Origin of the sequence: Streptomyces sp. NPDC101110, from assembly GCF_044759525.1 — a bacterium.
GTDB lineage: Bacteria > Actinomycetota > Actinomycetes > Streptomycetales > Streptomycetaceae > Streptomyces.
Window position 1 is genome coordinate 13,195 of record NZ_JBIVZM010000015.1, and the last position, 14,066, is coordinate 27,260.

At 69.5% G+C, this 14,066-nt stretch carries 12 protein-coding genes and 1 tRNA gene; 9 read left to right on the forward strand and 4 right to left on the reverse strand.

The annotated features are described in order from the left end of the window. The first annotated feature begins 77 nt into the window (after positions 1–77). From ACIQU3_RS29845 to ACIQU3_RS29865, 5 genes are all read left to right on the forward strand, one after another. Positions 78–410, forward strand: coding sequence for a hypothetical protein (locus tag ACIQU3_RS29845; RefSeq protein ID WP_403726639.1), 333 nt, complete (start codon positions 78–80; stop codon positions 408–410). A 373-nt stretch (positions 411–783) separates the two neighbouring features. After that, positions 784–2,028 (forward strand): helix-turn-helix domain-containing protein, encoded by a 1,245-nt coding sequence (locus tag ACIQU3_RS29850; protein ID WP_366709056.1) that lies wholly within the window; start codon positions 784–786, stop codon positions 2,026–2,028. 104 nt (positions 2,029–2,132) lie between these two features. Further along, the gene (gene orn / locus ACIQU3_RS29855; protein WP_403726645.1) at positions 2,133–2,735 is read left to right on the forward strand and encodes an oligoribonuclease; all 603 of its coding nucleotides are present in this window, start codon (positions 2,133–2,135) and stop codon (positions 2,733–2,735) included. A gap of 114 nt (positions 2,736–2,849) precedes the next feature. Then, a tRNA-His gene (locus tag ACIQU3_RS29860) sits at positions 2,850–2,922 on the forward strand. A 101-nt stretch (positions 2,923–3,023) separates the two neighbouring features. Continuing rightward, positions 3,024–4,214 (forward strand): MFS transporter, encoded by a 1,191-nt coding sequence (locus ACIQU3_RS29865; protein ID WP_403928664.1) that lies wholly within the window; start codon positions 3,024–3,026, stop codon positions 4,212–4,214. 146 nt (positions 4,215–4,360) lie between these two features. On the opposite strand, the gene ACIQU3_RS29870 is transcribed toward ACIQU3_RS29865, so the two are convergent. Further along, on the reverse strand, positions 4,361–5,416 hold the full coding sequence (locus ACIQU3_RS29870) for a LacI family DNA-binding transcriptional regulator (protein WP_403928667.1): 1,056 nt from the start codon (positions 5,414–5,416) through the stop codon (positions 4,361–4,363). A 408-nt stretch (positions 5,417–5,824) separates the two neighbouring features. Here ACIQU3_RS29870 and ACIQU3_RS29875 point away from each other — a divergent pair, with 408 nt between their 5' ends. From ACIQU3_RS29875 to ACIQU3_RS29890, 4 genes are all read left to right on the forward strand, one after another. After that, positions 5,825–7,153 carry an ABC transporter substrate-binding protein gene (locus tag ACIQU3_RS29875; protein WP_403726658.1) on the forward strand — a complete coding sequence of 443 codons (1,329 nt, stop codon included), beginning with the start codon at positions 5,825–5,827 and terminating at the stop codon, positions 7,151–7,153. Positions 7,154–7,158: 5 nt separating this feature from the next. Beyond that, positions 7,159–8,169: a carbohydrate ABC transporter permease gene (locus ACIQU3_RS29880; protein WP_403928670.1), complete on the forward strand. Its 1,011-nt coding sequence runs from the start codon at positions 7,159–7,161 to the stop codon at positions 8,167–8,169. Between the two features lie 11 nt (positions 8,170–8,180). Next, a complete protein-coding gene (locus ACIQU3_RS29885; RefSeq protein WP_403726665.1) occupies positions 8,181–9,086 on the forward strand; it encodes a carbohydrate ABC transporter permease in 906 nt (301 codons plus the stop codon). Positions 9,087–9,179: 93 nt separating this feature from the next. Then, a complete protein-coding gene (locus tag ACIQU3_RS29890) occupies positions 9,180–10,616 on the forward strand; it encodes a GH1 family beta-glucosidase (protein ID WP_403726669.1) in 1,437 nt (478 codons plus the stop codon). 115 nt (positions 10,617–10,731) lie between these two features. On the opposite strand, the gene ACIQU3_RS29895 is transcribed toward ACIQU3_RS29890, so the two are convergent. Genes ACIQU3_RS29895 through ACIQU3_RS29905 form a run of 3 tightly spaced genes read right to left on the reverse strand, consistent with a single transcriptional unit; the run spans position 10,732 to position 13,945 of the window. Then, positions 10,732–11,619, reverse strand: coding sequence for a carbohydrate ABC transporter permease (locus ACIQU3_RS29895; protein WP_403928673.1), 888 nt, complete (start codon positions 11,617–11,619; stop codon positions 10,732–10,734). Continuing rightward, on the reverse strand, positions 11,616–12,599 hold the full coding sequence (locus tag ACIQU3_RS29900; RefSeq protein ID WP_403726675.1) for a carbohydrate ABC transporter permease: 984 nt from the start codon (positions 12,597–12,599) through the stop codon (positions 11,616–11,618). Before ACIQU3_RS29900 ends, ACIQU3_RS29895 begins: the two co-directional genes overlap by 4 nt. 32 nt (positions 12,600–12,631) lie before the next feature. Beyond that, positions 12,632–13,945, reverse strand: coding sequence for an ABC transporter substrate-binding protein (locus ACIQU3_RS29905; RefSeq protein ID WP_403726678.1), 1,314 nt, complete (start codon positions 13,943–13,945; stop codon positions 12,632–12,634). Positions 13,946–14,066: the final 121 nt, after the last annotated feature.

The following is a 14,066-nucleotide window of genomic DNA, read 5'->3' on the forward strand; positions in this document are numbered from 1 at the left end:
GGCGACGATCGGCGCAGGCAGTGACCGACGCCGGGGCCGCGCGTTGAACCCCGTGAGTCACGCCACAGGGAGCCCGCATGTCCGCACCACGCCCCGCCGCCGAGGCGGACCGCGCGACCCCGCCGCCGCGGGACACCGTGACGGATGTGGTTCGCTGGGCCGCCTTCAGTTGCCTGCTCGTCCCGGTGGTGCTCCTCGGCTACGGCACCTCGCTCGCGGGTGCCGCGGGCACCGCCCTCGGGCTCGCGGCCGTCACGGGCGCCTGCCGGGTCCTGCTGCGCCAGTCCGAGCGCGGCGCGGCCCGCCTCGCGGCGGAGGACCGGGCACCCCACCGGGGCCGGCGTCACCGCACGGGAACCGGGTCACACCGTGGCGGACGGCACACCGGCGGAGATACACCGGTCAGCTGACCGGTTTCCGCGCACACACACAGCGGTTTTCAGCCAACTTCCCGCACCTGTGCATCACCCCGTCCGACCACCCCTCAACCCCCGTTTGACCTGCACGGAAAGGGCCTCGGGGGGTCGGCGCACCCTACGTGGATTGGCCACTGCGACAAGGCGCACTTCCCTGCACGCCCCACGAGTGCAACGCTTCGTGATCGAATGCTTCACGCCAAGTTGCCAAGTCGACAATGCGCCGAGGGCCGAACCGGCCACTCCGGCACAACGGCACACAGTAGATTCGATCTTGACCACGGCGGGGGACTCGTGCAGGACCGAGGGGAAACGTGCAGGAGCGACACAACCGAGGAGCCGCGACCACCGAGGGGGGCTTAGCAGTATGAGCCACGACTCCACTGCCGCGCCGGAAGCCGCGGCCCGGAAGCTTTCCGGGCGACGCCGCAAGGAGATCGTCGCGGTGCTGCTGTTCAGCGGCGGCCCCATCTTCGAGAGTTCCATACCACTGTCGGTGTTCGGGGTTGACCGCCAGGACGCCGGCGTACCGCGCTACCGACTATTGGTGTGCGGAGGCGAGGAAGGCCCGCTGCGGACCACAGGGGGCCTCGAACTCACCGCACCACACGGCTTGGAAGCGATCTCGCGCGCGGGCACGGTCGTCGTGCCCGCCTGGCGCTCGATCACTTCGCCGCCACCGGAGGAGGCGCTCGACGCGCTGCGCCGCGCCCACGAGGAGGGCGCCCGCATCGTCGGACTGTGCACCGGCGCCTTCGTCCTCGCGGCGGCCGGCCTGCTGGACGGCCGTCCCGCGACGACACACTGGATGTACGCACCGACGCTGGCCAAGCGCTATCCGTCGGTGCACGTGGACCCGCGTGAGCTGTTCGTCGACGACGGCGACGTGCTCACGTCGGCGGGCACGGCCGCGGGCATCGACCTGTGCCTGCACATCGTGCGCACGGACCACGGAAACGAGGCGGCCGGGGCCCTGGCCAGGCGGCTCGTCGTGCCACCACGCCGCAGCGGCGGGCAGGAGCGCTACCTCGACAGGTCTTTACCAGAGGAGATCGGCGCCGACCCGCTCGCCGAGGTCGTCGCCTGGGCGCTGGAGCACCTCCACGAACAGTTCGACGTGGAGACGCTGGCGGCACGCGCGTACATGAGCAGGCGTACGTTCGACCGCCGCTTCCGCTCGCTGACCGGGAGCGCTCCGCTGCAGTGGCTGATCACGCAGCGGGTCCTCCAGGCGCAGCGCCTGCTGGAGACGTCGGACTACTCGGTGGACGAGGTGGCGGGGCGCTGCGGCTTCCGGTCGCCGGTCGCCCTGCGCGGGCACTTCCGCCGGCAGCTCGGCTCCTCCCCCGCCGCGTACCGGGCGGCGTACCGCGCCCGGCGCCCGCAGGGCGAGCGGCCGCAGGAGACCGAGAGCGCACCGGGCGGCCCCGGACCCGGCATGCCGGGCCATCCGGGCCACGCGGGGCACCCGGGCCAGCCCGGCCAGGCGCCCGCCCCGCTCCACCCGGAGCACCCGGTCCCGCTGCAGTCCCGCCGTACGGCGGCGGCGAGCGCGGTCGGCCAGTCCCCGGCCCTGTCGGGGAGCCTGCCCGGGCAGCGCAGCGCACCGTGATCCGGTAGCCGCGGGGCCCGCCGGGAGCATGCCTCCCGGCGGGCCCCGCGGCTTTCACGGTACGGGCCGCCCCGCCGGAGGCAGCGGGCCGTAAGGTTAGACACATGAACGATCGCATGGTGTGGATCGACTGCGAGATGACCGGCCTCTCGCTGTCGGACGACGCGCTCATCGAGGTGGCCGCCCTCGTGACCGACTCCGAGCTGAACGTGCTCGGGGACGGCGTGGACATCGTCATCCGGCCGCCGGACCAGGCGCTGGAGACGATGCCGGACGTGGTGCGTCAGATGCACACCGCCTCCGGGCTGCTCGAGGAGCTCGCCGCCGGGACGACCCTGAAGGACGCCGAGGACCAGGTCCTGACGTATGTGAGGGAGTTCGTCAAGGAACCCGGCAAGGCCCCGCTGTGCGGCAACTCCGTGGGCACCGACCGCGGCTTCCTGCTGCGGGACATGCCGACGCTGGAGAACTACCTCCACTACCGGATCGTCGACGTGTCCTCGGTCAAGGAGCTGGCGCGCCGCTGGTACCCGCGGGCCTACTTCAACAGCCCGCAGAAGAACGGCAACCACCGCGCGCTCGCCGACATCCGCGAGTCGATCGCGGAGCTGCGGTACTACCGCGAGGCCGTGTTCGTCCCCCAGCCCGGCCCCGACTCGGACACCGCGCGGACGATCGCCGCGAAGCACGTCCTGCCTGCTCAGTAGGCGCGACAGAGGCCCGCCGGGGAGCGCCGTGAAAGGTGGGCGCGAGCACCCCTTCGGACCCTGTACACTTTTTCTCGGCCGGTCAGGAAGTCACGGACCTCCAAGCCGGTCATGGTGGGTGTAGCTCAGCTGGTAGAGCACCTGGTTGTGGTCCAGGAAGTCGCGGGTTCAAGTCCCGTCACTCACCCTGAAGTATTCAGCCGGTGGCCTCGAAAGAGGCCACCGGCTGAAGCGTTTTCAGCGTGCCGGTCGGCGAGGCGTCGGTGGGCCGGGGCTACCGTCGGCGGCATGGACGGTGGGCGGACGGGATGGCGTGCGTGTGAGCTCGGCGGGGCGGTGTTCGCCGTCTGTATGGCCGGCACCACGCTGCCGACTCCCCTCTATCCCCTCTACCAGGACAAGTTCGGCTTCTCCGAGCTGACGGTGACCGTGGTGTACGCCCTGTACGCCTTCGCGGTGATCGGTGTGCTGCTGCTGGTCGGCAACGCCTCGGACGTCGTGGGCAGACGACCGGTGCTGCTGTGCGGCCTGGCGTGCGCGGCGGTGAGCGCCGTCTGCTTCCTCAGTGCCGGGGGCCTCGGCTGGCTGTACGCGGGGCGGCTGATGTCGGGGCTGTCCGCCGGGCTGTTCACCGGGGCCGCCACGGCGTACGTGATGGAACTGGCGCCGCCGGGCGGTGCCTCCCGGGCCACCTTCGTGGCGACGGCGGCCAACATGGGCGGCCTCGGCTGCGGTCCCCTGCTCTCCGGGCTGCTCGCGGAATACGCCCCCTGGCCGCTGTACCTGCCGTTCGTCACCCACCTCGCCCTGGTCGCCGCCTCGGCCGCCGTGCTGCTGTGGCTCGCGGAGACCGTACGGGAGCGGCAGCCGCTGCACACCGTACGGCCGCAGCGGCCCGCGCTGCCGCCGCAGGTCCGGGCCGTGTTCGGCCCCGCCGCCACCGCCTCTTTCGTCGGATTCGCCCTGTTCGGGGTGTTCACCTCGGTCAGCCCGGCCTTCCTCGTGGAGTCCCTGGACGTGACCGACCACGCCGTGAGCGGGCTGATCGTCGCGCTGGCCTTCTTCTCCTCCACAGCCGGGCAGCTGGCGGTCGGCCGGGTCGGCGTACGGCGTTCCCTGCCGCTGGGCTGCGCCGGGCTCCTCGCCGGGCTGGCGCTGCTCGCCGGTGCACTGCGGTGGGACCAGATGGCCCTGCTGATCGCCAGCGCGCTCGTCGGCGGGATCGGCCAGGGCCTGGCGTTCCGCGGCGCCCTGTCCGACGTGGCCGAGGCCTCCCCCGCGGATCAGCGCGCGGCGGTGATCTCGACCCTTTTCGTGGTGGCCTACGCGGGCATCTCCCTCCCGGTGATCGGCGTCGGCCTCCTGACCGGCCCGATCGGCCTGGAGGGCGCGGGGCTGGTCTTCATCGCATGCATGGCGGCCCTGGTCGTGGTCGCGGGACTGTACCTGGTACGACGCCCGACACCGGCTCGGGCGTGAGGGCGTGCGCTCGCGGCACCCATGGGCGAACCGGTGGAACGGAGCTCACGGGCCGCCGCCACGGCCCCGCCAACTCCCCCGGGTCGGTGAGCCGTTCACCCGAGTGCGCAGGAACGGCTCCGGTCGGGGGCCGCGGGCACTGAGGGTCACGACGACGACCGCGACACCAGCTCCGTGGCCAGGACCATCTGGCGGCGTTCCAGGCCCCGGGATGCCAGGGGGCGGCGGTCGGCGACCTCGGTGAGCAGGAGGTCTATCATCCGCCGGCCCATCTCCTCGATGGGCTGCCGCACGCTGGTGAGCGGCGGCTCCATGTGGCGGGCGATGGCGGAGTCGTCGTAGCCGACGAGCGCCACGTCCTCCGGGATACGGCGGCCCGCGTCGCGCAGCGCCCGGCGGGCGCCGGCCGCGGTGACGTCGGAGGCGGCGAAGACCGCGTCGATGTCCGGGCGGCGTTCCAGCAGGGCCGTCATGGCCCGGTGCCCGCCCTCCTCCGTGAAGTCCCCCGCCTCGATCAGCCCCTCGTCCACCCCGAGGCCGGCGTCGCTGATGGCCTCGCGATAGCCGTCGACACGCCGCTGGGCACCGTAGACGTCGAGACGGCCGGTGATGTGGGCGACCCGGCTGCGGCCCCGGGACAGCAGGTGCTCGACGGCCTGGCGGGCGCCGCCGTAGTTGTCCGAGTCGACCGAGGGCAGGGTCTCCGCCGCCGAGCGCGGACCGCTGATCACCGCCGGGATCTCCAGCTGGGCCAGCAGGTCGGGCAGCGGATCGTCGGCGTGCACCGAGACCAGCAGGACGCCGTCCACACGGTGGGCCGCCAGGTACTGGGCGAGGCGGGCGCGTTCCCGGTCGCTGCCCGCGAAGATCAGCAGCAGCTGCATCTCCGTGTCGGACAACGCCGCCCCGACACCCTTGAGCATGTCCGAGAAGTACGGCTCCGCGAAGAACCGGGTCTCCGGCTCGGGCACGACCAGCGCGATCGCGTCCGTACGGTTGGCGGCCAGGGCACGGGCCGCGGTGTTGGGGACGTAGCCGAGCTCCGCGACCGCCGCCTCGACGGCGGCCCGGGTCGCGTCACTGACCCGGGGCGAGCCGTTGATCACCCGCGAGACGGTGCCGCGGCCGACACCGGCGCGCGCCGCCACCTCTTCGAGGGTGGGCCGGCCACCACTTCGGCCCCGCGCTCCGTGGGTTGCCATGGGCTCCGCCTTCCCGTCCACACCCGCACTCTGCGACTGGCCTGGAATTTAACAGGCCCGCCGGCCGTGACGACCTTCGCCGGGGACGCGCTGCCCCGGCCTTCCGTTTCGGCCGGACGAGCCGTGCCACCAGCGGTCGACTGGCTCGATTCAACCGGCCCGGGCTCCAACCGACGTCGGTCCGGGTCCAGTTAACAGGCAGATAACTGAACGCATCTCTCCCTGTCCGGTCCCTTGACACCCCCGCCGCGACCGGGGACTCTTCAACACATCACTGGTGGGAGCGCTCCCACACTACCTGACACATACACAACCCGCACGTTCCCCGCCCGAGCCTTAAGCGCGTAAAAACGGTCCGACACAGCAGTTGGCCGGGGGGTCGGCACGTCAGGGCAACAGGAGGACGACATGCGAGCACGCATCCGAACCGCCCGCAAGGCGATGGTCGTCGCGGCCGTCGCGTCGCTGGGCGCCGGGCTGCTGGCCGGCTGTGCCGACGACGGCAAGGACGACGGCTCCGGTTCCTCGTCGGGCGGCGACAGCGGCGGCAGGACCACGATCTCGGTCGGCCTCTTCGGCACCATGGGCTTCAAGGAAGCCGGCCTCTACGCCGAGTACGAGAAGCTCAATCCGAAGATCAAGATCGCCGAGAACGTCGTCGAGCGCAACGAGAACTACTACCCGGCGCTGCTGAACCACCTGACCACCAACAGCGGCCTGCTGGACGTCCAGGCCGTCGAAGTCGCCAACATCGCCGAGGTGACGGCCACCCAGGCCGACAAGCTCGAGGACATGTCCAAGGTGTCGGGCGTGGACAAGAGCAAGTGGCTGGACTGGAAGTGGCAGCAGGCCACGACCAAGGACGGCAAGACGGTCGGCCTCGGCACCGACGTCGGCCCGATGGCGATCTGTTACCGCACGGACCTCTTCAAGCAGGCCGGTCTGCCCACGGACCCCGCCGAGGTCGGCAAGCTGTGGTCGGGTGACTGGGCCAAGCTCGTCGACGTCGGCGAGCGGTACAAGAAGAAGGCACCCAAGGGCACCTTCTTCATGGACTCCCCCGGCGGTCTGATCCAGGCGATCCTCGGCAGCGAGAAGGAGAAGTTCTACGACTCCTCCGGCGAGGTCATCTACAAGACGAACCCGGCCGTCAAGGCTGCCTTCAACCTGACCGCGGACGCCGCCAAGAAGGGCCTCGTCCAGTCGCAGACGCAGTTCCAGCCGGGCTGGAACTCCACGATCGCCAACAGCAAGTTCGCCGCGATCGCCTGCCCGCCGTGGATGCTGGGCACGATCAAGGGCAACGCCAAGCCCGACGCCGCCGGCAAGTGGGCCGTGGCCGTCGCGCCCAAGGGCGGCAACTGGGGCGGCACCTTCCTCACCGTGCCCAAGAGCGGCAAGAACGTGAAGGAAGCCCAGAAGTTCGTGACCTGGCTGACCGCGCCGGAGCAGCAGGCGAAGCTGTTCAAGGTGCAGGCCAGCTTCCCGAGCGCCCCGTCCACCTACACCATGCCCGAGGTGACCGGCGCGACGAACGAGATGACCGGTGACCAGAAGATCGGCCCGATCTTCGCGGAGGCCGCCAAGGCCGCCCCGGTCCAGGTGATCGGCCCGAAGGACCAGATCATCATGCAGGGGCTGACGGACAACGGCGTCATCCTCGCAACGAAGGGCAAGTCCGCCAAGGAGGCCTGGGACTCCGCGGTCAAGACCATCGACAACAAGCTGGACCAGTGACCCGGATGACCACCCGTCACGACACCGCCGCGCTCCCCGTGAAGGGGGGCGCGGCCCCGGGCCGCCCGCCGGAGGACGCCGCCGCTGAGAAGGCGCGGCGGCGCCGGGACAGGTTGTCCCGGCGCTGGCAGCGGGACATCCGCTGGAGCCCGTACGCGTTCGTGTCACCGTTCTTCCTGCTGTTCGTCGCGTTCGGCCTGTTCCCGCTGCTGTACACGGGCTGGGCCTCGCTGCATCAGGTGGAGCTGACCGCGCCGACCGACATGAACTGGGTGGGGCTGCGCAACTACACCCGGATCTTCGACGACGAGTTCTTCTGGAACGCGGCGAAGAACACGCTGACCATCGGCATCATCTCCACCGTTCCGCAGCTGCTGATGGCGATGGGCATCGCCCACATCCTCAACTACAAGCTGCGCGCCTCGACCTTCTTCCGGGTGGCGATGCTCGCGCCGTACGCGACGTCGATCGCCGCCGCGTCGCTGGTGTTCGTGCTGCTCTTCGGCCGTGACTACGGCATGATCAACTGGGTGCTCGACATGGCCGGCATCAACCCGGTCGACTGGCAGAACGACAAGTGGCCCTCGCAGATCGCGGTCTCGTCGATCATCATCTGGCGCTGGACCGGCTACAACGCGCTGATCTACCTGGCCGCGATGCAGGCGATCCCGCAGGACCTCTACGAGTCCGCCGCCCTGGACGGGGCCAACCGCTGGCAGCAGTTCATCCATGTGACGCTGCCGTCGCTGCGTCCGACGATCCTGTTCACCTGTGTGGTCTCGACGATCGGGGCGAGCCAGGTCTTCGGTGAGCCGCTGCTGTTCGACGCCAACAAGGGCACGTCCGGTGGCGCGGAGCACCAGTTCCAGACGCTCGGTCTGTATCTGTACGAGCAGGGCTGGGTCGCCCAGCACCTGGGCCGTGCCTCGGCGATCGCCTGGACGATGTTCCTCATGCTGATCGTCATCGGCATCGTCAACTACGTCATCTCGCGCCGGCTGCGCGCCAGTAGTTAAGGAGTGTGGCCGTGACGACGACTGTGACGCCCCCGGACACCAAGTCCGTCGATTCGCCCAAGCGCCCCCGGCTGCCGAAGTCCGCGCGGGCCGGTGGGCAGTTGCACGGCGGCCCGATCGCGTACGCGATCCTGATCGTGTTCACGCTCGTGTCGCTGTTCCCGCTGGTGTGGACGGCGATCGCCGCCTCGCGTGACAACCAGCGGCTGGCGCAGACGCCGCCGCCCTTCTGGTTCGGTTCCGGCCTGTTCGACAAACTGGAGATCGCCTGGAAGGACGCCAACCTGGGCGAGGCGTTCTTCAACACCACGATCGTGGCGGGCACGTCGGCGCTGACCATCGTCTTCCTGTCGACGATCGCCGGTTTCGCCTTCGCCAAGCTGCGCTTCAGGGGCCGCGGCGCGCTGATGCTGATCGTGATCGGCACGATGATGGTGCCGCCGCAGCTGAGTGTGATCCCGCTGTACATGATGGTCGCCAAGCTCGACTGGACGGACCAGTTGCAGGCGGTGATCCTCCCGTCGCTGGTGAGCGCGTTCGGTGTGTTCTTCATGCGGCAGTACCTGATCCAGGCGCTGCCGGACGAGATCATCGAGGCCGCCCGGGTGGACGGCGCGAGCAGCTGGCGTGTGGTGTGGCACGTCGTGTTCCCCGCGGCGCGGCCGGCGATGGCCGTGCTCGGGATGCTGACGTTCGTGCAGACCTGGAACGACTTCATGTGGCCGTTCCTGGTGCTGACCCAGATGGGCAACCCGACCGTGCAGGTCGCGGTCGCGGGTCTGGGCCGCGGCTACACCCCCGACCAGTCCCTGATCATGGCGGGCGCGCTGCTGGGCACGCTGCCACTGCTGCTGGTCTTCGCGATCTTCGGCAAGCAGATCGTGGGCGGCATCATGCAGGGCGCCGTCAAGGGCTGAGCCCTGCTTTCCCGGGGGTCGAGCCATTGCCGCCTCGGCCCCTTTCCCCCCATCCGCTCGTCGGTCCACACGACCCCTCTTGGGAGCGCTTCCATGCCTGACTCCGAGAACCCGGCCACTCCGGTGACCTTCCCGCCCGCCTTCCTGTGGGGCGCGGCGACGTCCGCGTACCAGATCGAGGGTGCGGTGCGGGAGGACGGCCGGACGCCGTCGATCTGGGACACCTTCAGCCATACGCCGGGCAAGACCGTCGGCGGCGACCACGGTGACATCGCTGTCGACCACTACCACCGCTACCGCGACGACGTGGCGCTGATGGCGGAGCTGGGCCTGGGCGCCTACCGCTTCTCCATGTCGTGGTCGCGGGTGCAGCCGACCGGCCGGGGCCCCGCCGTGCAGAAGGGTCTGGACTTCTACCGGCGGCTGGTGGACGAGCTGCTGGCGAAGAACATCAAGCCCGCCATCACGCTCTACCACTGGGACCTACCGCAGGAGTTGGAGGACGCGGGGGGCTGGCCGGAGCGCGACACGGCGTACCGGTTCGCGGAGTACGCGCAGATCGCCGGGGAGGCGCTGGGCGACCGGGTCGAGCAGTGGATCACGCTCAACGAGCCGTGGTGCAGCGCGTTCCTGGGGTACGCCTCGGGGGTGCACGCCCCGGGCCGTACGGACCCGGCAGCCTCACTGCGTGCCGCGCACCATCTGAATCTGGCGCACGGCCTGGGCGCGTCCGCGCTGCGCTCGGTGATGCCGGCCCGCAACACGGTCGCGGTGAGCCTCAACTCCTCCGTGGTGAGGCCGCTTTCGCAGGACCCGGCGGATCTGGACGCGGTCCGCAGGATCGACGACCTGGCCAACGGTGTGTTCCACGGGCCGATGCTGCACGGTGCCTACCCGGAGTCGCTGTACGTCGCGACGGCGGGCCTCACGGACTGGGACCACGTCCTCGACGGCGACCTGGAGCTGATCAACCAGCCGTTGGACGCGCTGGGCCTCAACTACTACACGCCGTCGCTGGTGTCGGCGGCGGACGTGTCGGCGAAGGCACCGCGCGCCGACGGTCACGGGGCGAGCGACCACTCGCCGTGGCCGGCCGCGGACGACGTCGCGTTCCACCAGACGCCCGGCGACCGCACGGAGATGGGCTGGACGATCGACCCGACCGGCCTGCACGAGTTGATCATGCGCTACACGCGTGAGGCCCCGGGCCTGCCGCTGTACATCACGGAGAACGGCGCGGCCTACGACGACAAGATCGACTCGGACGGCCGGGTGCACGACCCGGAGCGGGTGGCCTACCTGCACGGCCACTTGTCGGCGGTCCGCCGTGCCATCGCCGACGGCGCCGACGTCCGGGGCTACTACCTGTGGTCCCTGATGGACAACTTCGAGTGGGCGTACGGCTACGGCAAGCGCTTCGGCGCGGTCTACGTGGACTACGCGACGCTGGAACGCACGCCGAAGACGAGCGCCCGGTGGTACGGGCGGGCGGCGCGGACGGGGACGCTGCCGGAGACCGAGACGGTCTGACCGACGGGGGGCGGGGGCGGGGCGCGGCACGATTAGGGGAGTGCCGCGCCCCGGCCGCACCTCAACGGTGGACGCGTCTCCACCGGCCGGGCGGCGCATTTGCCGAGGGCGGACGTCAGCCCTTGTTGGCGCCCAGGGTGAGGCCGCTGACGAACTGGCGCTGGAGGGCGAAGTACACGATCAGGGTGGGGATCGCGGTGAGCAGGGCGCCCGCGGCGACCAGGTTGGGGTCGGTGAAGTACTGGCCGGAGAGGTTGTTCAGCGCCGAGGTGATCGGCATGTTCTCGCCGGTGGAGATGAGGACGATCGCCCAGAAGAAGTCGTTGTAGATCCAGATGGAGAGCAGGGTGGCGAGGGCGGCCATCGCCGGTTTGCACAGCGGCAGCACGATCTGCCAGTACAGCCGCCACACGGAGGCGCCGTCGACGAGGGCGGCCTCGGTGAGTTCGTGCGGCAGGGAGCGCATGTAGTTGCTGAGCACGAAGGCGCAGAAGCCGGACTGGAACGCCACGTGGATCAGCACCAGGCCGAGCGCGGAGTCGTAGAGTTTGCCGCTCATGGTGATGCCGGGCAGGTCGATCAGCAGGTAGAGCCGGTACAGCGGGGTGATGATGACCTGCTGGGGCAGCAGGTTGCCGGCCGTGAACACCAGCAGCAGGAACAGGTTGAGCCGGAAGTCGAAGCGGCTGACGTAGAAGGCGACCATCGACGACAGCAGCAGGGTCAGCAGCACGGCCGGGACCGCGATCAGCAGCGTGTTGCCGAAGTAGTGCAGCATGTCCGACTGCTGGAAGGCGCCTGTGAAGTTGTCGAAGGTGAGTTTGTCGGGCCAGGAGACGTAGCCCCTGGTGCTGGTCTCCGCGTACGGCCGCATCGCCGCGAGCAGCGCCCACAGCAGGGGCGCGAGCCAGGCCAGAGCCGTGACCACGAGGAAGGTGTGCAGCAGGATCCGGGCGGGGCGGATGGGGGTGCGCCGCTTGCGCGGGACACTCAGGGTGCTCATGCGCGCCGCTCCTTCCGGAAGGTCGCGATCAGATACGGGATGATCACCGCGAGCGAGATCACCAGCAGGACGACGGCGATGGCGGAGCCGTAGCCGATGCGGCTGGACTCGCCGATGATGTTGTTGGTCACCAGGATCGACAGCAGCTCGGTGCCCTGTGCGCCCTTGTTGAAGACGAAGACCAGGTCGAAGGCGCGCAGGGCTTCGATGATCGTGACGACCAGGACGACGGTGTTGGTCGGGCGCAGGGTCGGGAAGATGACGTTCTTGAACGTCTGCCACTCGCTCGCGCCGTCCAGGGCGGACGCCTCGCGCAGGGCGGGGTCAACGCTCTTCAGTCCGGCCAGGTAGAGGATCATCATGTAGCCGGCGTGCCGCCAGGACGCGGCGACCAGGATGGCCCACAGATTGAGGTCCGGGTCGCCGATCCAGTCGATGTAGTGGCCGGGCTCGTTGGCGCCGATGATGCTGTTGATCAGGCCCGTGTCCGGGTTGTAGATCAGCTGCCAGACGAAGCCGATGACCGCCAGCGACATCACGACCGGCAGGAAGTACGCCGTCTGGTAGACGCGGCTGAAGCGGATCTTCTTGTCCAGCTGCACGGCGAGGAACAGGCCGAAGGGCGTGGGCAGCAGGATGAGCACCACGAACCAGATGACGTTGTGCTCGACGGCGGGCCAGAACTGCGGGTTGCTGGTGAACAGTTCACGGAAGTTCTGCAGTCCGACCCACTGGATGGAGTCGAAGCCGATGCCGTCCCAGGTGGTGAAGGCCAGCGCGATCGAGGCGAGGGCCGTCAGCCAGACCAGGGCGACGTGCAGGACCGTGGGCACGCCCGCCATCAGGCCGAGCGTGACGCGGTCACGGCGGGTGAGCAGCCGCCGGTGCCCGTGGGGCGTCGGGGCGGGCGGGGACACGGGGGCGGGCCCCGGAGCCGGGGGGAGGGCCGGCTCCGGGGCCTTCGCGGGGGTGGTGGTCATGTTCGGATCCGAGTCGTCGGGTCTCCGTTCGGTCAGGAGGAGGCGAAGATCGTCTTCTTCTGGCGTTCGATCGACGAGAGGATGCCGTCGATGTTCCTGGGGTTGCGGACGAAGTTCTGCAGGGCCGGCTGCATCACCGTGGACGTGAAGTCCGGGCGGGAGTCGCGGTCCATGAACTGGGTGAGGCTCTTCGCGCCGGAGATCATCTCGTAGGACTTCTTCTGCAGCGCGGTGTAGGGGGAGGTGTCGGCCTTCGTGGAGGCGGCCACCACGCTGGAGTCGGCCTTGAGGTAGATCTGCTCGGCCTCGGGCGTGCCCAGGTACTCGAGGAGCTTGGCCGCGCCGTCGCGGTTCTTGGGGGCCTTGGAGAGCATGAAGCCGTCGGTGGGCGCCTCGACGGTGTCCTGCCCGAACTGCGGGTCGATCTCCGGGAAGGCGAAGAAGTCCAGGTCGTCCAGGTCGGCCTTGTCGGTGAACTGCTGGCCGACGAATGTGCCCAGCAGGTACATGCCGGCCTTCTTGGCCACGAGGGTCTGCGCCGCGTCCTGCCAGGTGCGGCCCACCGCACCCTCCTGGTGGTAGGGCAGGATCTCCGTCCAGTGGTCGAAGACCTTGCGCACCTTGGGGTCGGTCCAGGAGGCCTTGCCGCCCATCAGCTCGACGTGGAAGTCATAGCCGTTGGTGCGGAAGTTGATCTGGTCGAAGGTGCCCATCGCGGGCCAGGCGTCCTTGTCGCCGAAGGCGATCGGGACCAGCCCGTCCTTCTTCATCCGCTTGCACAGGGCGACGAAGTCGTCCCAGGTGGCGGGGACCTTGTAGCCGTGCTGCGCGAAGACGCTCTTGCGGTAGAAGACGGCCCACGGATACGTGTACAGCGGCACGAAGTAGTACTTGCCGTCCTCTCCCTTGCTGAGCTTCTGCATCGCCTCCGGGAAGTTTCCGCCGATCTTCTGCCACACGTCGTCGATCGGGGAGGCGAGCTTCTTCGCCGCGAAGAACTGCATGCGGTAGCCGGCGAACCAGGTGAACACGTCGTCGGGCGTCCCCTGGAGGTAGGAGTTGATCTGCTCCTGGAACGTGTTGTGGTCCTTGGTGTTCACGTCGACCTTGATGCCGGACTTCTTGGTGAAGGCGGCGTAGATCTCGGCGAACGCCTTCTTCGGCACGGCGTCGGACGAGTTGGAGCCGAGACTGACCGTCTTCGGGTCGGCGGACGAGCCACTGCCGCCGCAGGCGCTCAGCAGGGGTATGCCGGCGCCGAGCAGGGCCGCGCCGCCCATTCCGCGCAGCAGGGTGCGGCGGCTGGGAGCGGAGAGGGAGAGACCGGAGGGAGAGAGGTCGTGCATGGACTGCTCCTGAAGGCAGGGTTCGGCCACGAGGGGTGTGGCGTGAAATCCAGTCGCAATCGACCAGAAATCAACTTGACCGAACACGGTGGCGCAATGACAGCCGTAGGTCCGGTCACCC